Raw genomic sequence first — 19,492 nt, 5'->3', positions numbered from 1 at the left:
CCCGAGGGCCACGGCTTCACCGCCGTGGCCCTTTTTGCATGCCCAAATCGATTGACAGCTACTACATTTTGAGAGCTACTCTCATTTCATGGTTACTGCCACCACCTTGAACCCTCGCCGTTGGTGGGCCCTCGGGGCTCTGGTCGCGAGCATGCTGACGCTCGGCTTCGACATGACGATCCTCAACGTGGCGCTGCCGACCATGGCCGGCGATCTCGGCGCGAGCACCGGTCAGCAGCAGTGGATGGCGGACGCGTACGTCGTCGTCTTCGCGGCGCTCATGCTCCCCGCCGGGCTGCTCGGCGACCGGTTCGGGCGACGGCTGATGCTGATCGCCGGGCTCGGGATCTTCCTGGCCGGCTCCCTGGTGGGCGCGCTCGCCGGGGACGTGGACTGGGTCATCGCGGCCCGCGCGTTCATGGGCATCGGCGGTGCGCTGGTCACCCCGCTCGCCCTGTCCGTACTGCCGTCGCTGTTCGGCCCCGACGAGCGCACCAAGGCCGTGGGCATCATCTCCGCCGCCTCCGCGCTCGGACTGCCGCTCGGCCCGATCATCGGCGGCTGGCTGCTGAACCACTTCTGGTGGGGCTCGGTCTTCCTGGTCAACGTCCCCATGGCCGCCATCGGCATCGCGGCCTGCGTCTTCCTGCTCCCGGAGACCCGGGACCCCGCCTCCCCCAGGGTCGACACCCTCTCCACCGCGCTCACCGCGACCGGGCTCGGCGCCCTGATCTACGCCATCATCGAGGCGCCCACCCGCGGCTGGGGCGACCCGCTGGTCCTCGGCATGATCGGGGCGGCGGTGCTCCTGATCGCCGCGCTGGTGCTGCGCGAGCGCCGGACGCAGCGCCCCATGCTCGACATGACGCTGCTCGCGCACCGCGGCTTCCTGCTCAACGCGATCGCCGCGACCCTGGTGATGTTCGTCCTGTCCGGTCTGCTGTTCGTGCTGCCGCCGTATCTCCAGGCCGTCCTCGGTCACGACGCCCTCGGCACCGGCGTCCGGCTGCTGCCGATGATGGGCGGTCTGCTGGTCGCCTCCCGGACGGCCCCGCAGGTCGCGGCCCGCTTCGGCGCCCGGGCCACGGTGAGCGCCGGCCTGGTGGTGCTGGCCTTCGCCGCGCTCCTCGGCAGCCGTACGACGGCCGGCTCGGGCTACGGCTTCACCGCGCTGTGGCTGTCGATCACCGGTCTCGGCTTCGGCTTCTCCCTCATCCCCTCCATGACGGGCGCGCTGGACACCCTCCCCCGCGACCGCGCCGGCAGCGGTTCCGGGCTGCTCATGACGCTCCGCCAGGTCGGCGCCGCGATCGGCATCGCCCTGCTCGGCAGTCTGCTCTCCGGCGCCTTCCGGGACCGGCTGGACGTGACCGGGCTGCCCGCCGGGGTCGCCGACACCGCCGGGAACTCCGTCGTCGCGGCGCACCTCGTCGCCGACAAGGCCCACTCCGCCCACCTCGCCGCCTCCGCCGACAGCGCCTACGTCCACGGCATGGGCCTGGTGCTGCTGGTGTGCGGGATCGCCGCCCTCGTGTCGGCGCTGCCGGCCGCCGCGTTCCTGCCGGACACGACGGCCGCCGCACGCAAGGAGCCGCAGGACACCACGGAGATGGCCACCGCCGTGACGGATGCCGGACAATGACCTCCATGACGGCCGCACGTACCCCCTGCTCCCCCGCCGACCGCCCCCAGCTGGGCCTGCGCGAACGCAAGAAGATCAAGACCCGCGAGGCGATCCGCTCCGCGACGTACGCGCTGATCAAGGAGCAGGGTTACGACGCCACGACCATCGAGCAGATCGCCGAGCGGGCCGAGGTGTCGCCGTCCACCGTCTTCCGGTACTTCCCGACCAAGGAGGACATCGTCCTCACGGACGAGTACGACCCGCTGATGGCCGAGGAGTTGCGGGCGCGGCCGGCCGGCGAGTCATGGATCGAGTCGGTGCGGCACGTGATGCGCCTGGCCATCGAGACGAACCACCGGGAGGACCCCGAGGTGGCCCGGATGCGGGCCCACCTCGCCGTCCAGGTCCCCGCCGTCCGCTCCCGCATGGTCGAGAGCATGTCGGCCACCGGTCGCCTGCTGCGCGAGGCCATCGCCGAGCGCCACGGCCTGGCCCCGGACAGCCTCGAGGTCCGCGTCTACGCGATGTCGTTCATCGGCGGCCTCATGGAGGTCTCCATGTACTGGGCGGAGAACGGCTTCGAGGGCGAGCTGAGCGACCTCGTGGACCGCGCCCTGGACGTCATGGAACACGGCCTCCCCACCGAAAAGCCCTGAGCCCGCCGCCCCCACCCATGACATCCTGACCGGGTGAACGGTCCCGAGATCCACGTCGAGTTCGCCCCCGACCTGGCCCTGTTCGTGCCGAGCGAGCGCCGCCGGGGAGCCAGCCCCGTCGCCACCGACGGCGTCTCCTCCCTCGGCCACGTCGTCGAGTCGGCCGGCGTCCCGCTCACCGAGGTCGGGACGCTGTGGGTCAACGGCCGCGAGGTCCCGTACTCCTACGTCCCCACCGCGGGCGACACCGTGCAGGTCCGGCCCGTCGAGCGCCCCCAGCGGGTCCCCGGCGCCCCGCTGCGCTTCCTCCTCGACGTCCACCTCGGCACGCTCGCCCGCCGGCTGCGCCTGCTCGGTGTGGACACGGCGTACGAGTCGACGGACATCGGCGACCCGGCCCTCGCCGCCCGCTCGGCCGCCGAGCAGCGGGTCATGCTCAGCCGCGACCGGGGCCTGCTGCGCCGCCGCGAACTGTGGGCCGGGGCGTATGTCTACAGCACCCGGCCCGAGGACCAACTCCGGGACGTCCTCGACCGGTTCCGGCCCGAACTCAGGCCCTGGACCCGGTGCACCGCCTGCAACGGGCTGCTGAAGGAGGCCACCAAGGAAGAGGTGGCCGACCAGCTGCACGGCGGCACGCACCGGTCGTACGACGTCTTCGCACAGTGCCGGGACTGCGGCCGCGCGTACTGGAAGGGCGCGCACCACCAGCAGCTGGTGGCCATCGTGGAGCGCGCCCTGGAGGAGTTCGCGAACTAGCTCTTCCTCAGATCCGCCTTTCCGCAGGCGAGGCCGTCCTTGTTCGGGTCGAGGCCCAGCGGATCGTCCCTGCCGTTGACCTCCAGGCGGCCGTAGTCGTTCTTCTTCAGCCACGCACAGCGGGACCTGGCCGTCGCCTTCACGCCCGGCGGGAACACGGTCGGCACGCACACGTTGACCGAGCCGTAGTGCCGGTCGCAGCCGGAGATGGTGACGGGGACCTTGACCGACGTGCGCTTCTTGCCGGGCCCTGCGACCCGGCCCGACAGGGAGTCGGCGAAGGAGTGGACGTGGGCGTCGGCGGTGGCGGCGCTCAGGGCCTGCGGGCCCTGGAGGTGCACCCACTTGGCCACTGACGGAACGCCGTTGGCGTCGACCGCGAAGAGCATGTACCAGCCGGGCGGGGCCACGTCGGGGTTGCTGGTGACGTTCAGGTCGACGTTGTTGCCGTCGACGGACAGCGGCAGGTCGACGAACCGCTGGTTCGGGTCCGAGGAGTGGGTGACGGCGGCGGGGCGGATCAACTCGGCCTTGACGACGGGGTGGTCGACGGTGATCCGCTGGGTGTCGCCGTAGTGCCACTCGGTGTTGATCATCGAAGTGATCGTCGGGCGCTCGCCCTTGAGGAGATAGGGCGGCGTGTAGATCGACACGTTGTGGTTCCAGGTGCCGTTGCCCGGGTTGTCGCCGGTCGCCATCACACGGCCGTCGGGCAGCAGGAACGCGGAGGAGTGGTAGCCGCGGGCCTCCGGATCGGCGGCCACCGGGTCGAAGGTGTTGGTGTCCGGGTCGTAGAGCGAGGCCTCGTGGACCGGGTTGGCGCGGTTGTGCAGTCCGCCCCCGGTCTCCAGCACCTTGCCGTCGGGCAGCAGGACCGCGGAGACGTACATCTTGCCCTGGTTGCCGGTCTCGGCCACCGGACCGTTGCCGAGGTCGACCGTGCCCTGCGGGATCGGCGGCCCGGCGACGTACGACGGGTTGGCCTGCTTGAGGTCGATGACATCCGTCAGACGGTTCGCGTCCGGGTTGGAGTCGATGTTGCCGCCGCCGATGGTGAGGACCTTCTGGCTCTGCGCCGGGGGCAGCAGCACGCTCGCGGACTGGTCGCGCTGGTCCTTGTTCTGCAGGCCCGGGACCTGCGTGATCGTGTTGGCGTTGTAGTCGTAGATCGCCGAACCGGTCCCCGGGATGTTGTTGCCGAAGACATGGCTGCCCGAGTAGAACAGGCGGCCGTCCTGCATCAGGATCATCGACGGGTACAGACCCCAGTACGACCAGGTCTGATTGACCTGCCACAGCGCCAGCCACTTCTGCTGGGCCTGCGACCAGTACTCGGCGGTCACCGAGCCGGTCGAGTCCTCGCGCAGACCGCCGAAGGAGACGACGTCACCGTTGCCGAGCTCGGTCGCCGAGGGGTACCAGTGGCCGTCGTTGAGATCGTTGGTCCTGCTGTAGGTCTCGGTCGCCGGATCGAAGATGTAGGAGTCCTTGTAGCCCTCGTAGCCGTGCGAACCGTCCGCCGCCGGGAACGCCTTGTTGCCGCTCAGCACCAGGACCCTGCCGTCCTGGAGCTGGATGTGGCCGGAGCAGAACATGTCCTTCGGGGTCGGGATGACCTTGTAGGAGCCGTCGGCCGGGTTGTAGACCGCGCTGGTGAACGTGCCGGCGTTGAAGTTCTCCTCGCTGTTGCCGGAGCCCGCGATCAGCAGCACCTTGCCGTTGTTGAGGACGACGGAGTGCATGGAGCGGACCGGATTCTGCGTGGGCAGCACGTCCCAGCGGCCGTTCGCGCACTCGTCCGCCGTGCCGGTGCAGATGGCGGGCGGGGTGACGTCGGGGACCTGGTCCATCGTGTAGTCGTCGGTGGTCGCCGAGCCGGTGCCGTAGACGGAGACACCCCAGGTGATGCGGTCGGTACCGGCCGGGATCTCGGGCGTGCGGACCGTTGCCTGGGTCCAACTCCCCTGCATTTCCAGGGTTTTGAGGTCGGTCCAGTACTGCCAGCCGGCGGTGGCGTCGTGCCGGAACAGGGTGATGTTGGCGTCCGGCGTGGTCGTCTTGTACCAGAGCCCGAGGTCGTACTGCTTGCCCGCCGTCACCACCGGCGCGCAGTCCGTCGACTCGGTGATCAGTGCCTTGCGGTCGCCGTCGACGCGACGGGTGAGCGACACCTTCATCGCCTTGGCCCCGCTGTGGGCGTCGCTCGTCGTCTCGAACGTGAAGTCGTTGTCGCCCCAGCCGGACTTCTCCCAGCAGTACGGCATCCCTCCCGTGCCGTCCGTCTCGAAGCCGGGGTTCTTGACGAGGTTGGCCGCCTCGGCGGACTGGGGTGTGGTGAGGAGCAGACCGGCGGTCAGGGCCCCCACCCCGACCAGTGCGGTTCTCCTGCGGTGCTTTTTCACACGGCTCTCCTAGCTTGCGGTGCTCTTCCCGCGGCCCCTGCGCGGGAGGTAGACCAGCGCTTCGGTCCCGACGAAGCGCAGGACGAACGTCGTCACCAGCGCGAGCGCGGTGGCGGTGAGCGCGCCCATACCGAACCGGTTCACGAACAGTGCGATCAGCGGGATGCGCAGCACCAGGTCGGCGTTGGCGAGCAGCGCGAACCGGCCGAGGCGGTCCCACCAGCGTCGATGCGCGCGGCGGTCGCGGAACAGCAGATGCTCGATGAGGACGAAGTTCCAGGCGACGCCGAACTGGTTGGCGAGGATCTCGGCCGGTACGTAGTGCAGGCCGGCGACCGTCAGCGCCCACAGCCCGACCAGGTTCGGCACAAAGCCGCTCGCGCCGATCAGACCGAAGCCCACCATGCGGGCGACGGGCGAGGCGGTGCGCAGGCCGACCAGATGGCGCAGAAAGCGGAAGCCCTCCTGCGCGGACGACTTGGACTCCCCCGCGAAACGGTCCTGGAAGACGAAGGGCACCTCGGTGACCTGGCGGGGGCGGCTGCGGACCGCCAGCTCCAGGAGGATCTTGTAGCCGAGGGGCTTGAGGGCCTCCGCCGCGATGTCGCTGCGGCGGATCGCGAAGAAGCCGCTCATCGGGTCGCTGATGCCGCGCAGTCTGCGCGGGAACAGGGACTTCGTCAGCCAGGTGGCCCCGCGGCTGACGGCCACCCGGTAGCTGCCGGCCAGCCCCGCGCGGCTGCCGCCCTTGATGTACCGCGAGGCGACCACGAGTCCGGCGTTCGCGCGCTCGCCGGTGGCCACCAACTCCGGTACCAGGGACGGCGGATGCTGGCAGTCGCCGTCCATGACGACGATCCAGTCCGACCCGGCCGCCTTCATGCCCTCGACGACGGCCCCGCCGAGACCGCCGACGGGCTCCTCACGGTGCAGCACGGTGACCGGGAAGGGGCAGTCCTTCGCCGCCTCCTGGATCACCTCGGGGGTGTCGTCGGTGGAGTCGTCGACGAAGACGACCTCACAGGGCAGGCGGGAGGGCACCGACTCGGTGATCTGGTGCAGAAGCCGGCGGATGTTCGCGGACTCGTTGTACGTCGGTACGACGATGGTGACGGCGCCGGGCTCGGCGACTTCGACGCCGCGTGCGGCGGGATCGTCGAGCTCCCCGGGGGCGGTGTACTCGTGGGTCATCGGACGCCTCCGGAGGCGGTCTGGATCCGCCGGATCTCGATGCGGTCGGGACCGGTCCCGAAGGTGGCGACCGGCGTGGAGTGCTCGATGGCCGCTCTGACGTTGGGCAGATCCACCGCGTCGCGCCGCACCGTCGGGGAGGCGACCACGTAGTCGAGGTCCTTCCAGCCGTGCGGCATCGTCTTCGTGACAGCCGGGTCGAGGTCGGCCTTGTAGAACCAGATGACGCCGAGCCCGGGCCGGTATCCCTCGTGCACCAGGTCCAGCCAGAGCGCGTCGTCGACCAGGACGCGGGTGTCCTTCGGGTGCGCGACCTCGGTGGCCAGCCACTTGGAGGCGGAGCGGTAGGGGGCGTTGGCGTCGGCGGTGACGGCGGTGCGGTCGCCGTCGTACCACTTCGGGACGGTGTAGGCGCCGGCGGCGAGCGCCAGGACGGCGGCGAGGGTGTAACGGCCGTACGTCGTCCAGCGCTGTTCGTCGGGGCGCCGCCACCTGCGCAGCACGGCGTGGGCGACGGAGGCGATGCCCCCGGCGAGGACCAGCGCGAGGAAGGGCAGCGCCTGGATGACGTACATCGCGGGCAGATAGCCGTTGGGCCGCAGGGCCAGCGCGGTGAGGATCGCGACGGTGAGGGCCGGTCCGGCGAGGGCGCGCGCGGTGACCGACCGGCGCCAGCCGGCCACCAGCAGCAGAGCGCCGGCGAGGCCGCCGAACGGCAGGACGCGGTCGTAGTAGAGCCACGAGTGCAGGACGCCCCAGGAGCCGGAGCCGCGGTCGAGGACGAAGCCCGAACCCGGCCTGGTCATCTGGTACTTGACGCCTTCGAAGAGCGAGACGTGTCCGCCGCCCGGGAACAACTCGCCCTTCAGCAGGGCGAAGAGGGGATAGCTCAGGCCGATCAGGGTGCAGGCCGTGACGGCTCCCGTCACCGCGAACTTGCGGGTGTCGCGGTGGCTGTGCCGCCACATGGTGACGAACAGCGCGGGGAGGACGACGAGCATCGTCTCCTTGGTGAGCACGGCCGTGGCGGCCGCGAGGCCCGCGCCGAAGTGGTGCCAGAGGTGGCGGCTCGGGGAGGCGGCGAGGGTGAAGGCGAGCAGCGTCCACATCACCGCGAGGTTGTCGAGGAAGATCTCGCGCTGGAGGACGACGGAGAGCGGCGAGAGGCCGAACAGAACCATCGCGAGCCCGGCGGCCCAGCGCGGGAGGGACAGGCGGCGGGCGAGGACGAAGACGAGGACCGCGCTGACCGCGGAGACGATCAGCATCACCGCACGCATGGAGCCGACGGTCATCGAGCCGGGGCTCAGCCAGGACGGGATCCAGGTGAGCAGGGCTATCTGGATCCAGCCGAGGGGCGGATGGTCGTACCAGTAGGTGTAGTGGGCCAGGCCCCTGCCCTGCTGGACCGCCCAGGCCTGGGCGAGGTAGGTGCCCTCGTCGTCGCTGAGCGTCGGGTAGTCGGCGATGTTCCAGCCCTGCACGACGAGGATCGCCACGAGGAGCGCGCCGCACAGCAGGAGGTCGGGGCGGGAGGAGCGGAGGCGTCGGGGCGGGGCCGTCAGGCCGGCCGAACCGGTTTCGGGCGCAGGCTGCCGCTGCGCGGGGACCTTCGGAGTGGTCACCGCGGGAAGGGTGGAGGTCACGCAGGGACGTCCTCTCGGAGTACCGCTGTGTCGTTCAGATGTGCGCCGACGTGGCTGGTCAGCTCCCAGTCGTTGCGGCCGCGCTGCTCACGCCATACGGCGCGGATCGCGGCCCCGGCGAGGAGGACCTGGTAGAAGGGGCCGCCCACGACCAGCTTCAGGTAGTGGGCGAGGCGGACGCGAAGCCCGTACTGCTTGCCGAAGTCGTGCAGCCCGACGACCTCGAAGACGAAGGTGACCGCCGCGGTGACCAGCGGCAGGAAGGTGAGGAAGGCGACCCCGACGGGCACGTCCAGGAAGAGCGCGACCGCCGCGTTGAGCGGGATGATCACCCCGGAGAAGGCCTGCAGGAACGGCGTCATCAGTGTGTACCGGGCGAGCAGCCGCTGCCCGAAGCCCGGGAGCTGCTTCCAGTCCTTCTTCCGGTAGACCTGGAGGAAGCCCTGGTTCCAGCGGGTGCGCTGCTTGAGCAGCGACATGAGGCTTCCGGGTGTCTCCTCCCGGGTCACCATGTCGGAGTCGTAGGCGACGACGACCTTCTTGCCGACGCTGGACAGCCGTACGCCCAGGTCGCAGTCCTCGGCCAGACAGTCGGGGTCCCAGCCGTCGGCCTTCCTGAGCACGTCCGTCCGTACGAAGACGGTGTTGCCGCCGAGCGGGATGAACCCCTTCTGCGCGTGCAGGTGCAGCCGGGAGCGGAACCAGAAGAAGTACTCCAGGCAGTTGCGCAGGGAGTACCAGCTGGAGTGGAAGTTGATGAGCTGGACGCCGCCCTGCACCACGTCCGCGTGCGTGGTGCGGAAGGCGTGGTCGACATGCGCGAGGAGCTCGGGGTGGACCTGGTCCTCGGCGTCGAAGACCCCGACGACATCACCGCGGCAGTGCGGCAGCGCCGTGTTCATGGCCTTCGGCTTGTTCTTCTTCTCATGGGTGTCGACGACGACACGGACGCGCGGGTCGCGCGCGGCCGCCTGCTCGGCGACCTCCGTGGTCGCGGGGTCGTCGTGCCCGACGATGACGATGATCTCGAAGTCGGTGTGGGTCGACTCCAGCAGACGCTGGATGGTGTGGTCCAGCACGGCCTGTTCGTGCCGGGCCGGCAGCAGCAGCGAGAAGGAGACATGCTCGTCCCCGTCCGGCCTGCTGAAGCGGGTGGAGGCGAGCACTTCGGGCGTTCGCCACGCGTGCATCTGCCACCACAGGGTGAAGGCCGCCATCCAGAACAAGGCCAGTGAGACGGCAGCGATGAAGACAGACGTCAGCAACAGATCCCCCCAGATCCCCAATGCCCCCTGCCGCGACAGACGTCACATCTGTCGCGGAACTGTGTAGACATTAAGGGTGATCTGTGAAGTCTGTAGGCCGTTTCAATGAAGAACGCATTTCTTCACAACGGGTCCCGAGAGTGAACAATTCGAACACCGCTTACGTAACTGCCCCTTGCCCGCTGCCGTTTCAGCTGGTCAGCGCGGTCCGCAACCGTTCCGGATCGGTGGTCGGGGCATCGCAGGTGAAGTTACGGCAGACGTAAGCCGCAGGTTGACCCTGCTGCAGCGGCCGGTCGACGAGGAGCGGAAACTCGTCACTCTCCGGAAGTCCCACGGCCACGACCGCGCCCGGGGCGTTGCCCAGAAGTGCCGTGCGGTGCAGGGTCTTCGTGGCGGGGTCGTCGAGCGCCGGGCCGACGATCGCGACCTCCCGCGGCCCGTCGAGGAGGGCCTCGGCGACGGCGAGCCCCCAGCCGATGAAGCGCGGCACCCGCGGCCCGAGCGCCTTCACCACGCCCAACGCCCTTTCCGCGGCGGCCCGATGGACGTTGACATGAGCCGCTGCCGCGGCGGGGGCCCCGGTGTGGGCGGCATAGCTCAGCAGGGCGCCCGCGGCGGCGGTCCAGCCGGACGGTGTGGCGTTGTCGGTGGGGTCCTGCGGCCGGCGGATCAGCTGCTCGGCGTCGGCGGCGGTGTCGTAGAGGCTGCCGGACTCGGCATCGACGAAACGGGCGAGGACATGGTCGAGCAGGAACCCGGCGAACTCGAGCCAGACGCCCTCGCCGGTGACGGACGCGAGCGCGAGGAAGCCCTCGGCGACGTCGGCGTAGTCCTCCAGCACCCCTGCGTTGGCGCCGGCCCGGCCGTCCTTGCTGGTACGGGCGAGGCGGGCCTGCTCGTCCAGATGCAGCCGTACGAGGAGATCGGCGGCGCCGACCGCGGCCTCGACCAGGTCGGGGCGGTCGAAGTAGGCGCCGGTCTCGGCGAGGGCGGCGATGGCGAGACCGTTCCAGGCCGCGACCACCTTGTCGTCGCGGCCCGGGGCGGGACGCTCGCTCCGCCTGTCGAGCAGTCGCTCACGGATGGAGGCGATCTTCTCGGCGTCGAACAGGCCGTCGTGCTGCGGGAGTTGGAGGACGGACTGGCCGTGCTCGAAGGTGCCTTCCTCGGTGACGCCGAAGTGGTGGGCGGCGAGCCGGGCGTCCTCCTCGCCGAGGACTTCGGTGAGCTGCTGGGGCGTCCACACGTAGTACGCGCCCTCGACGTGCCTGCCCGTGCCGTCGTCGCTGTCGGCGTCGAGAGCGGAGGCGAAACCGCCCTCGGCGGTGCGCAGTTCACGGACCATGAAGTCGGCGGTCTCCAGAGCGACGCGACGGGCGAGCTCGGAGCCGGTGGTCCGCCACAGGTGCGCATACACACGGCACAGCAGGGCGTTGTCGTAGAGCATCTTCTCGAAGTGCGGGACGACCCACTCACGGTCGACGGAGTAGCGGGCGAAGCCGCCGCCGAGCTGGTCGTAGATGCCGCCGCGGGCCATGCGCTCGCAGGTGTCCACGGCCATCTGCAGGGCGCCCTCGGCGCCGGTCCGGGCATGGTGGCGCAGCAGGAACTCGATCACCATGGACGGCGGGAACTTCGGTGCGCCGCCGAACCCGCCGCGCTGCGGGTCGTACTCACGGGTCAGCCCGAGCAGCGCCTGTGCGAGCTCCTCCTCGCCCGGGACCTGTGCGTCGCCGTAGGAGATCTCCCGGCCGGCGAGGTCCCGCACGATCTTCCCGGCGACCTCGGCGACCTCGTCCCGCCGGTCGGACCACGCGGAGCGGACGCCCTCCAGGACCTGCCGGAAGGAGGGGCTGCCGTGCCGCGGCACGGGCGGGAAGTACGTGCCGAAGTAGAAGGGCTCGGCGTCCGGCGTGAGGAACACGGTCATGGGCCAGCCGCCCTGGCCGGTGGCGGCCTGGACGGCCTCCATGTAGACGGCGTCGACGTCGGGGCGCTCCTCGCGGTCGACCTTGACGCTGACGAAGTGCTCGTTGAGGAAGTCGGCGGTGGCCTGGTCCTCGAAGGACTCGTGGGCCATGACATGGCACCAGTGGCAGCTGGAGTACCCGACGCTCAGCAGGACCGGTTTGCCGCTCTTGCGCGCCTCCTCGAAGGCCTCGGCCGACCAGGGCCACCAGTCGACGGGGTTGTCCGCGTGCTGGAGCAGGTAGGGGGACGTCTCGTGAGCCAGTCGGTTCGGCATGAGGTCCATCCTGCCGCAGTACCCCCGGTGGCACGCGCCAGGCCTGTCCCGGACGCCGGTGATCGCTGCCCTCTGTCGCTCGCGGCTTCCCCGAAGGACACTCGTACGCAAAGGAGTTGCCGCCGGAGGGGGACGTGACATGCGGGACAGCCATCGGGTGGATGCCGAACGGCTGTTGGCCCGGGCCGTGGAGGAAGAGGTACGACGCTCCGGCGGACGCACCGACGGAGCGGTGCTGCTGTCGCGGTCGCGCGGCGCGCTGGACGCGATGGCGGAGACGGCCGCCGAGGAGTACGAGGCCTACACGCGGGCGCTGGACGAGGCGGAGGGCGACCGGCTGACCTTCGGGCAGAGGTACGCGAAGGAGGGGGCCGGGACTCCCTTGCTGGTGGCGGTTGTTGCGGCGGTCGCTGCGGCCGTGGCCGACCTGGCCTTCGGCACGGACACCGGTACGGCGGTGGGGGCGGGCGTGACGGTCGGCGTGGTCGGCGCCGCGGCGACCGTGATCAAGGTGGCCGGTTCCCATCTGCCCGCCGCCCACCACCGGGCCGGCGCCGCGAACCAGCCCGGCGGTCCTGAACAGCTGCGGCTGCAGTGGCTGACGGCACTGGAGGTGCGCGGCATCCGGCCGTTCCTCGACCAGCAGCGGGTGCGCGCCGCGTCCACCGGCCCGAAGAAGCCGGGACCGCAGCTGCGGGGCACCGACAAGAGCGCGGCGGCCCGCGGGCGGAATGTGCTGGCGCAGTCGTTCGCCCAGCTCCCGGAGCCCGCCGGGGCGTTCGCGGGGCGGCGGCAGGACATGGCACGCATACGGCAGTGGGTGCAGGCGTCCCGCGCGAGCACGGACACCCGCCCCACGGTGGTGATCCTGCACGGGGCGCCCGGCAGCGGCCGTACGGCCCTCGCGATGCGGGCCACGCACGACCTGAAGGACTACTTCCGCGGCGCCTGCGTGGTCGACCTGCGCGGCGGCAGCCCCAAGGAGCCGCCGCTGTCCACCCGGGACGCCCTGCTGCACCTGCTGAACCGGCTCGGCGCGCCCCGCGAGCAGCTGCTGTTCCGTGAGCGTTCCTCCCCGGACCAGCAGGTCAAGCGGTTGAGCGAGCTGTACCACCAGCATCTGACGGGCCTGCCGGTCACGGTCGTCCTGGACGACGCCTCGGACTCCGAACAGATCCGTACGCTCGTCCCCGAGCGCTCCGACAGCCTGGTCCTGGTCACCGCCCGCGAGCCCCTCGAACTCCCCTCCGACCTGCAGGCCCATGTCCATGAGCTGCCGGTCGAGGCGCTGGACGCGGCGGGCGCGGAGGAGCTGCTGGACGCGGCGGCGCAGGACAGCTCGGGGCCGTACGACGCCGATGCGGCGGACCGTATCCGGGAGCTGTGCGGCGGGCTGCCGCTGGCGCTGAGCATCGCCGGTTCGTCGCTGGGCCCGCGCTCGCCGCGGCAGCTGGCCACGGATCTGGCGGCGTACGGCCCCGTGGAGCCGATCGAGCGTGTGCTGTGGCTGCGCTACACGGACCAGTCGGAGGCGGCCCGCCGGCTGCTGCGCCGGCTGGCGCTGGCCGGGCGGGCCTCCCTCGGTGCCGCCGCGGCCGCCTCCCTGCTGGCGACGGACGAGACGGAGGCGACCCGGCATCTGGTGGCGCTCTCCCGGGCCGGCCTGATCGACCATGTGCGCGGCAGCCGCTACCGCCTCCACGACCTGGTGCGGGCCTTCGCCCATGCCCGTCTGCTGGACGAGGAGGAGGCGGGCGAGCGCACGGCCGCGCAGGAACGCCTGATCGTGAACTACGCCGACCTCGCCGACTCGGTGCTGCGGCTGGTCGACGGCAACATGTCGACCCGCTCGGACCGCTTCAGCCCGCACGGCTTCACGTCTCTGGACGAGGCGCTGCGCTGGCTGGACGACGAGTCGAGCTTCATCACCTCCACGCTGCGGCACGCGGAGGGCGTGAACCAGGCGGCGGTGCTGAATCTGCTGGGCGCGCTGTGCGACTACTGCCTGCTGCGCGGCGACCTCTACCGTCTGGGCGAGATCAGCGAGCTGGCGCAGGCCGTCGACCAGGGTCTGCTGGTCCGCTCGGTGCAGTGGCGCACCGGCATCGCGGCCCGTCAGCTGGGTGAGCTGGACAAGGCGCGGACGACGCTGACCTCGGTGGTCGACCTGTACATGGAGGCCCACCACGACGCGGGCGCGGCCCGTGCCCTGTGCTCCCTGGGCATCACCCTGCACCACCAGGGCAACCTCACGGAGGCGGCGGTGAAGCTCCGCGAGGCGCTGGAGCTGCAGGCGGCCCCCGAACTGGCGACGGACCGCGGCTGGACGATGCACGCCCTGGCCGCGGTGGAACGGGACCGCGGCCATGTGCCGGAGGCACTGGGGCTGCTCTCCGAGTCTCTGGTCCTGCACCGCGCGAACGAGTCCGTGCACGGCGAGGCGTGGGCCCATTTCCAGCTCGGCCAGCTGTCCCTGCGCATGGGAGACGTCCCGCGCGCCGAGTCCGAGCTGAACGCGGCCCTGGACCGCTACGGCCGCACCCGCGACGCCCGCGGCGAGGCCTGGGCCCTCACCCAGCTGGCCCGGGCCCGCCTGGTCGCCGGCGATCCGTCCCAGGCGGTGGACGGCCTGCGACAGGCGGCGTCCCGGCACCGGGACAACGAGGACGCCCGTGGCGAGGCCTGGACGGTCTACTACCTGGGCCAGGCCCTGGAGGAGACCGGCAACCTCGATCACGCGGTCCGCGAACTGGAACGCTCCCGCACGATGTTCTCCCGTATGCGCGACGTCTACGGCCTGGCCTGCGCCCGCCACCACTCGGCGAGAGTCACCCGCGACCAGCGCGCCGCCCAGACGGGCTCGCTCAGGAACTCCGGTTTCGCCCGCCAGCTCCTGGTCGACGCCCGCGCCGACTTCCAGCGCATCGGCGTCGCCCACGGCGAGGCATGGACCTGCCTGGAACTCGCGGTCGTGGACGCGGGCAATGCCCGTAGCCAGCAGGCGCTGGCGCTGTGCGACGACGCGGTGGAGCTGTTCACCTCGTACGGCGACCAGCGCGGCGCGGACTGGGCGCGCTTCCTGCGCTGCACCCTGCTTCCCTACGCGGCCCCCGGCGGCGTGGAGATCGGCACGGCGGTCGCCCAGGAGGAACTGGCCCAGCTCTCCCGCTCCGGCCATCCCCTGCGGGACCGGAAGCTCGACGACTACGTGGAGGCGTATCAGCTGCTGCTGGAGCGGGGCGTGAACCTGGAGGAGGGCTGGCAGGCCTGGCGGCTCGGGATGGTGCCGAGCCGGCATGCGCGGGAGGTGATGGGGGTGGCGGTACCGGCCAGTCACTGACCGCCGGCCACCCCCGCTCCCACTGCGTCAGCTCCGGCGTGCCTCGGAGTCGGCAGCGGACTCCGCGGTCCCGGCATCCGCGTCGGCCGGCTCCTTGAACTTCACCTTGCCCATGTGCCGGTTCATCGACTTCATCAGGGCCCACACCGCCAGGGCCATCGCCGCAAAGACGATGAAGCCGAGGACGCCGGGGGTGACCTTGTTCTCGTCCACCTCCTTGGCGAGGGGGACGAGGTGCGTCATTGCCAGGCTCACGCTTGCGCTCATGTCAGGCATTGTCGCGGACGCCCGCGAAGAGGTCGTCCTCGGGGAGGGAGGTATCGACGAGCGACTTCGCCAGCTCGTACTCCTCCGTCGGCCAGACCTCCTTCTGGATCTCCATCGGGACCTTGAACCAGCCGCCGTCGGGGTCGATCTGCGTGGCGTGGGCGATCAGCGCCTTGTCGCGGATCTCGAAGAACTCGGCGCACGGAATGTGCGTGGTCAGCGTGCGTTCTACCCGCTCGAACTCGCTCCAGCGCTTGAGCCAGTCCGCGTACGGCGACTCCAGGCCGCGGTCCAGCAGCGCGTTGTGCAGCGCCTCGGTGCGGGGGCGGTTGAAGCCCTGGTTGTAGTAGAGCTTGAGCGGCTGGTAGATGGGGCCGAACTCGGACTCCGGGTACTTCTCGGTGTCCGCCGCGCCCTCGAACGCCACCATCGAGATCTTGTGGGTCATGATGTGGTCGGGGTGCGGATAGCCGCCGTTCTCGTCATAGGTGGTGATCACCTGGGGACGGAAGGAACGGATCTGCTTCACCAGCTCGCCGGCCGCCTTGTCGACGTCCTCCAGGGCGAAGCAGCCCTCGGGCAGCGGCGGCAGCGGGTCGCCCTCGGGCAGGCCGGAGTCGACGAAGCCGAGCCACTCCTGGCTCACCCCGAGGATTTCGCGGGCCTCGTCCATCTCCTTCTTGCGTACCTCGTGGATGTGCTCCTCGATGTACTTGTCGCCCTGCAGCTTGGGGTTGAGGATGGAGCCGCGCTCCCCGCCCGTGCAGGTCACGACCAGCACGTCCACCCCCTCGGACACGTACTTCGCCATGGTGGCCGCGCCCTTGCTCGACTCGTCGTCGGGGTGGGCATGCACGGCCATCAGTCGCAGCTGGTCAGTCAAGACTCAATCCTCGGTAAGTCGGCGCCCGGTGTGAACCGGCGCGATCGGCGGCTTCTATAGTGACCGAATCCGGGGGAGAAAAATTCCGTGGTCCGGTTTGGGAGAGGACGATCATGAGTACGGCGAGCACGCGGCTGCCCGAGGGCCGCTACGGCCGCTCCTCGGACGAGCGCGCCGACCGCAAGCTCAAGATCGCCGGGGCTGTGCTCGGGACCTTCCTGCTGCTGCTGATCGGCTACTTCGCCTACCACTACGTCGCCCAGAACAAGATCAGCGCCGAGGTGATCACCTTCGATGCGCAGAAGGACTCGGTGAAGGTGCATCTGGAGGTCCGCAAGGACGCCGGCACCTCCGGCTACTGCACCATCCGCTCCCAGTCGAAGGACGGGGCGGAGGTGGGCCGGGCCGACTTCCGTTTCGGCGGGCACGCCACGCGCATCGACCGGGTCGTCACGCTGCGTACGACCTCCGAGGGCACCACGGCGGAACTTCTCGGCTGCCACGCCGACTGACGTCAGCCGGAAATACACAAGACGTGACCTGCATTGATGCAATTCTGGTGGCTTATGTCCTCCCCCTTCAGCCGCTGAATTGTTAGGCTCGTGGTTTCGCCCATCCGTGAAGGACCATTCTTCTGGGTAGGGCGATGCTTTGTATTCCCAGTACCTACGAGGAGCACCTGTGACCCAGACCAGCGAGAACGTCACCTGGCTGACCCAGGAGGCGTACAACCAGCTCAAGGCCGAGCTGGAGTACCTGTCTGGTCCTGCGCGCACGGAGATCGCCGCCAAGATCGCGGCCGCGCGCGAGGAGGGCGACCTGCGTGAGAACGGCGGGTACCACGCGGCCAAGGAAGAGCAGGGCAAGCAGGAGCTCCGTGTGCGCCAGCTGACCCAGCTTCTGGAGAACGCCAAGGTCGGCGAGGCCCCGGCCTCGGCGGACGGCGCCGTGGCCCCCGGCATGGTCGTGACGATCGCCTTCGACGGCGACGAGGACGACACGATGACCTTCCTGCTCGCCTCGCGCGAGTACGCGAGCTCGGACATCGAGACGTACTCGCCGCAGTCCCCGCTGGGTTCCGGCGTGATCGGCCACAAGGTCGGCGAGGACGCTGAGTACGAGCTGCCGAACGGCAAGAAGGCTTCGGTGACGATCCTGAAGGCCGAGCCCTACACCGGTTGATCCGGTCTGCACGTCCTTTGGTGCCCCCGGCGTCGTGGTGACGCCGGGGGCGCCTTCGTTCCGTCGGTCACGCCGTCGCCGAGCGGTACTTCCGCACCGCCAGCGTCCTGAATATGACGATGATCAGGACCGAGTAGATCAACGAGGCCCACACGGGGTGCGCCATGGGCCAGGCGTCCGAGGGCGAGACGCCGGGGTTGCCGAAGAGCTTGCGGCAGGCCTGGACCGTCGCGCTGAACGGGTTCCACTCGGCGATATGACGCAGCCAGGGGGTCATACGGCTGGAGTCCACGAACGCGTTCGAGATGAACGTGACGGGGAACAGCCAGATCAGACCGCCGGAGGTGGCCGCCTCGGGCGTGCGCACGGACAGACCGATGACCGCGCCGATCCAGGTGAACGCGTAGCCGGTCAGGAGCAGCAGGCCGAAGGCGCCGAGCACCTCACCGATGTTGGTGTGGGTACGCCATCCGACCAGCAGGGCGACCATGGCCAGCACGAACAGCGTGAGGGCCGTCTGCACCAGGTCGGCCAGCGTCCGTCCGGTCAGCACCGCGCCGCGTGCCATGGGCAGCGAGCGGAAACGGTCGATGAGCCCCTTGTGCATGTCGTCGGCGATGCCCGCGCCCGCCCCCGCGGTGGCGAAGGTGACCGTCTGGGCGAAGATGCCGGCCATCAGGAACTCGCGGTAGACCTGGGGGTCCGTGGTGCCGCCGATGTTCATGGAACCGCCGAACACATAGCTGAACAGCACCACGAACATGATCGGCTGGATGAGGCCGAAGATGACCATCTCGGGGATCCGGGACATGCGGATCAGATTGCGTTTGGCAACGACCAGCGAGTCGCGGATCGACTGGCTGACCGGGTTCGCGGGCGGCGCGACCCGCACGGCGTCGGTGACGGCGCTCACTTGGCTGCCTCCTTCTTCTGCTTGCGGTCCTTGGTCTCCGCGGGCGTGCCGCTCTCCTCGTCCTTGACCTCTGCCACGTGTCCCGTCAGGGACAGGAAGACGTCGTCGAGGGTGGGGCGGCGCAGGCCGATGTCATCTATCTCGATGCCGCGGGTGTCGAGCTCCCGGATGACCTCGGCGAGCAGCTTCGCGCCGCCGGCGACGGGCACGGTGAGCTTGCGGGTGTGCTCCTCGACGGTGAGCTCGCCCTTTCCGAAGCCGGTGAGGATCTCGCCTGCGGTCGACATGTGTTCACGCTCGTGCACCACGACCTCGACGCGCTCGCCGCCGGTGCGGGCCTTGAGCTGGTCGGAGGTGCCACGGGCGATGACATGGCCGTGGTCGACGACCACGATGTCGTGCGCGAGGTGGTCGGCCTCCTCCAGGTACTGGGTGGTGAGCAGCAGGGTCGTGCCGCCGGAGACGAGCTGTTTGATGGCCTCCCACAGCAGCTGGCGATTGCGGGGGTCGAGGCCGGTCGTCGGCTCGTCCATGAACATCACGGGCGGCGAGACGACCAGGGCCGCGGCGAGGTCGAGTCGGCGGCGCATGCCGCCGGAGTAGGTCTTCGCGGGCCGGTCTGCGGCCTCCGCGAGGTCGAACTGGTCCAGCAGCTCTCCCGCCCTGGCCTTCGCGGCCCTGGCCTTCATCTGGTACAGCTGGCCGACCATCTGCAGGTTCTCGCGGCCGGTCAGATACTCGTCGACCGCGGCGAACTGGCCGGACAGGCCGATGGAGCGCCGCACCTCGTTGGGCTGCTTGAGGACGTCGAGGCCGGCCACGACCGCCCTGCCGCTGTCGGGGCGCAGCAAAGTGGTCAGGCAGCGGACCGCCGTCGTCTTGCCCGCGCCGTTCGGCCCGAGCAGGCCCAGCACGGTGCCCTCGGGGACATCGAGGTCGACGCCGTCCAGAGCCCTTACGTCACCGAAGGTCTTGACCAGGCCTTCGGCATAGATGGCGCCTGGCATATGAGTCTCCACGTCGTCGGGGATGCTTCGGAAAGCCTTGGGTTGCGCACTTGCACCGCCTGTCGGGTGGCGTGACAGGCGGCCGTCACGACACACACCGTAACGCGAT

At 70.1% G+C, this 19,492-nt stretch carries 15 protein-coding genes; 6 read left to right on the top strand and 9 right to left on the bottom strand.

Translation table 11 applies throughout. The features are described from left to right. Positions 1-88: 88 nt before the first annotated feature. Genes ACWCRD_RS11785 through ACWCRD_RS11775 form a run of 3 tightly spaced genes read left to right on the top strand, consistent with a single transcriptional unit; the run spans position 89 to position 3,039 of the window. Positions 89-1,642 (top strand): DHA2 family efflux MFS transporter permease subunit, encoded by a 1,554-nt coding sequence (locus ACWCRD_RS11785; protein WP_450965678.1) that lies wholly within the window; start codon positions 89-91, stop codon positions 1,640-1,642. Between the two features lie 5 nt (positions 1,643-1,647). Continuing rightward, complete coding sequence (locus ACWCRD_RS11780; RefSeq protein ID WP_450965677.1) at positions 1,648-2,280, top strand: TetR/AcrR family transcriptional regulator; 633 nt, start codon at positions 1,648-1,650, stop codon at positions 2,278-2,280. A gap of 33 nt (positions 2,281-2,313) precedes the next feature. Further along, positions 2,314-3,039 (top strand): Mut7-C RNAse domain-containing protein, encoded by a 726-nt coding sequence (locus tag ACWCRD_RS11775; protein ID WP_450965676.1) that lies wholly within the window; start codon positions 2,314-2,316, stop codon positions 3,037-3,039. Here the strand turns inward: ACWCRD_RS11775 and ACWCRD_RS11770 are convergent. The 5 genes from ACWCRD_RS11770 to ACWCRD_RS11750 all read right to left on the bottom strand — a co-directional run bounded on the left by ACWCRD_RS11770 (position 3,036) and on the right by ACWCRD_RS11750 (position 11,791). After that, entirely contained in the window at positions 3,036-5,441 is a 2,406-nt protein-coding gene (locus ACWCRD_RS11770; protein WP_450965675.1) for a galactose oxidase-like domain-containing protein, read from the bottom strand. The two genes, ACWCRD_RS11775 and ACWCRD_RS11770, sit on opposite strands and share 4 nt — an antisense overlap. A gap of 9 nt (positions 5,442-5,450) precedes the next feature. Further along, complete coding sequence (locus tag ACWCRD_RS11765) at positions 5,451-6,632, bottom strand: glycosyltransferase (protein ID WP_450965674.1); 1,182 nt, start codon at positions 6,630-6,632, stop codon at positions 5,451-5,453. Then, positions 6,629-8,278, bottom strand: a complete 1,650-nt coding sequence (locus ACWCRD_RS11760) for an ArnT family glycosyltransferase (RefSeq protein WP_450965673.1) — start codon at positions 8,276-8,278, stop codon at positions 6,629-6,631. Before ACWCRD_RS11760 ends, ACWCRD_RS11765 begins: the two co-directional genes overlap by 4 nt. Then, on the bottom strand, positions 8,275-9,543 hold the full coding sequence (locus ACWCRD_RS11755; protein ID WP_450965672.1) for a glycosyltransferase: 1,269 nt from the start codon (positions 9,541-9,543) through the stop codon (positions 8,275-8,277). The genes ACWCRD_RS11760 and ACWCRD_RS11755 overlap by 4 nt, the downstream gene beginning before the upstream one ends. A gap of 190 nt (positions 9,544-9,733) precedes the next feature. Continuing rightward, a complete protein-coding gene (locus tag ACWCRD_RS11750) occupies positions 9,734-11,791 on the bottom strand; it encodes a thioredoxin domain-containing protein (RefSeq protein WP_450965671.1) in 2,058 nt (685 codons plus the stop codon). Between the two features lie 139 nt (positions 11,792-11,930). On the opposite strand from ACWCRD_RS11750, the gene ACWCRD_RS11745 reads away from it, so the two are divergent. Beyond that, positions 11,931-15,131: an NB-ARC domain-containing protein gene (locus tag ACWCRD_RS11745; protein WP_450965670.1), complete on the top strand. Its 3,201-nt coding sequence runs from the start codon at positions 11,931-11,933 to the stop codon at positions 15,129-15,131. 27 nt (positions 15,132-15,158) lie between these two features. Here the strand turns inward: ACWCRD_RS11745 and ACWCRD_RS11740 are convergent, their stop codons facing one another. Beyond that, positions 15,159-15,407 (bottom strand): hypothetical protein, encoded by a 249-nt coding sequence (locus tag ACWCRD_RS11740; RefSeq protein WP_450965669.1) that lies wholly within the window; start codon positions 15,405-15,407, stop codon positions 15,159-15,161. Next, positions 15,400-16,260 carry a mycothiol conjugate amidase Mca gene (mca, locus tag ACWCRD_RS11735; RefSeq protein ID WP_450965838.1) on the bottom strand — a complete coding sequence of 287 codons (861 nt, stop codon included), beginning with the start codon at positions 16,258-16,260 and terminating at the stop codon, positions 15,400-15,402. Before mca ends, ACWCRD_RS11740 begins: the two co-directional genes overlap by 8 nt. Positions 16,261-16,394: 134 nt before the next feature. Here mca and ACWCRD_RS11730 point away from each other — a divergent pair, with 134 nt between their 5' ends. Together ACWCRD_RS11730 and greA are read left to right on the top strand one after the other, a co-directional pair. Continuing rightward, entirely contained in the window at positions 16,395-16,793 is a 399-nt protein-coding gene (locus ACWCRD_RS11730; protein WP_450965668.1) for a DUF4307 domain-containing protein, read from the top strand. Positions 16,794-16,962: 169 nt separating this feature from the next. After that, the gene (gene greA / locus ACWCRD_RS11725; protein WP_030929763.1) at positions 16,963-17,463 is read left to right on the top strand and encodes a transcription elongation factor GreA; all 501 of its coding nucleotides are present in this window, start codon (positions 16,963-16,965) and stop codon (positions 17,461-17,463) included. A 67-nt stretch (positions 17,464-17,530) separates the two neighbouring features. Here greA and ACWCRD_RS11720 read toward each other — a convergent pair whose 3' ends face one another. Together ACWCRD_RS11720 and ACWCRD_RS11715 are read right to left on the bottom strand one after the other, a co-directional pair. After that, positions 17,531-18,376, bottom strand: a complete 846-nt coding sequence (locus tag ACWCRD_RS11720; RefSeq protein WP_344404410.1) for an ABC transporter permease — start codon at positions 18,374-18,376, stop codon at positions 17,531-17,533. After that, entirely contained in the window at positions 18,373-19,383 is a 1,011-nt protein-coding gene (locus tag ACWCRD_RS11715; protein ID WP_450965667.1) for an ATP-binding cassette domain-containing protein, read from the bottom strand. Before ACWCRD_RS11715 ends, ACWCRD_RS11720 begins: the two co-directional genes overlap by 4 nt. Positions 19,384-19,492 lie beyond the last annotated feature (109 nt).

Source organism: Streptomyces sp. NPDC002092, assembly GCF_053593775.1.
This window is presented reverse-complemented; position numbering and strand designations above follow the sequence as displayed.

Coding starts and splice junctions, on each gene's coding strand:
- ACWCRD_RS11785 (WP_450965678.1), top strand. CDS start 89: ATGGTTACTGCCACCACCTTGAACCCTCGCCGTTGGTGGGCCCTCGGG.
- ACWCRD_RS11780 (WP_450965677.1), top strand. CDS start 1,648: ATGACGGCCGCACGTACCCCCTGCTCCCCCGCCGACCGCCCCCAGCTG.
- ACWCRD_RS11765 (WP_450965674.1), bottom strand. CDS start 6,632: ATGACCCACGAGTACACCGCCCCCGGGGAGCTCGACGATCCCGCCGCA.
- ACWCRD_RS11750 (WP_450965671.1), bottom strand. CDS start 11,791: ATGCCGAACCGACTGGCTCACGAGACGTCCCCCTACCTGCTCCAGCAC.
- ACWCRD_RS11745 (WP_450965670.1), top strand. CDS start 11,931: ATGCGGGACAGCCATCGGGTGGATGCCGAACGGCTGTTGGCCCGGGCC.
- ACWCRD_RS11740 (WP_450965669.1), bottom strand. CDS start 15,407: ATGCCTGACATGAGCGCAAGCGTGAGCCTGGCAATGACGCACCTCGTC.
- mca (WP_450965838.1), bottom strand. CDS start 16,260: ATGGCCGTGCATGCCCACCCCGACGACGAGTCGAGCAAGGGCGCGGCC.
- ACWCRD_RS11730 (WP_450965668.1), top strand. CDS start 16,395: ATGAGTACGGCGAGCACGCGGCTGCCCGAGGGCCGCTACGGCCGCTCC.
- ACWCRD_RS11715 (WP_450965667.1), bottom strand. CDS start 19,383: ATGCCAGGCGCCATCTATGCCGAAGGCCTGGTCAAGACCTTCGGTGAC.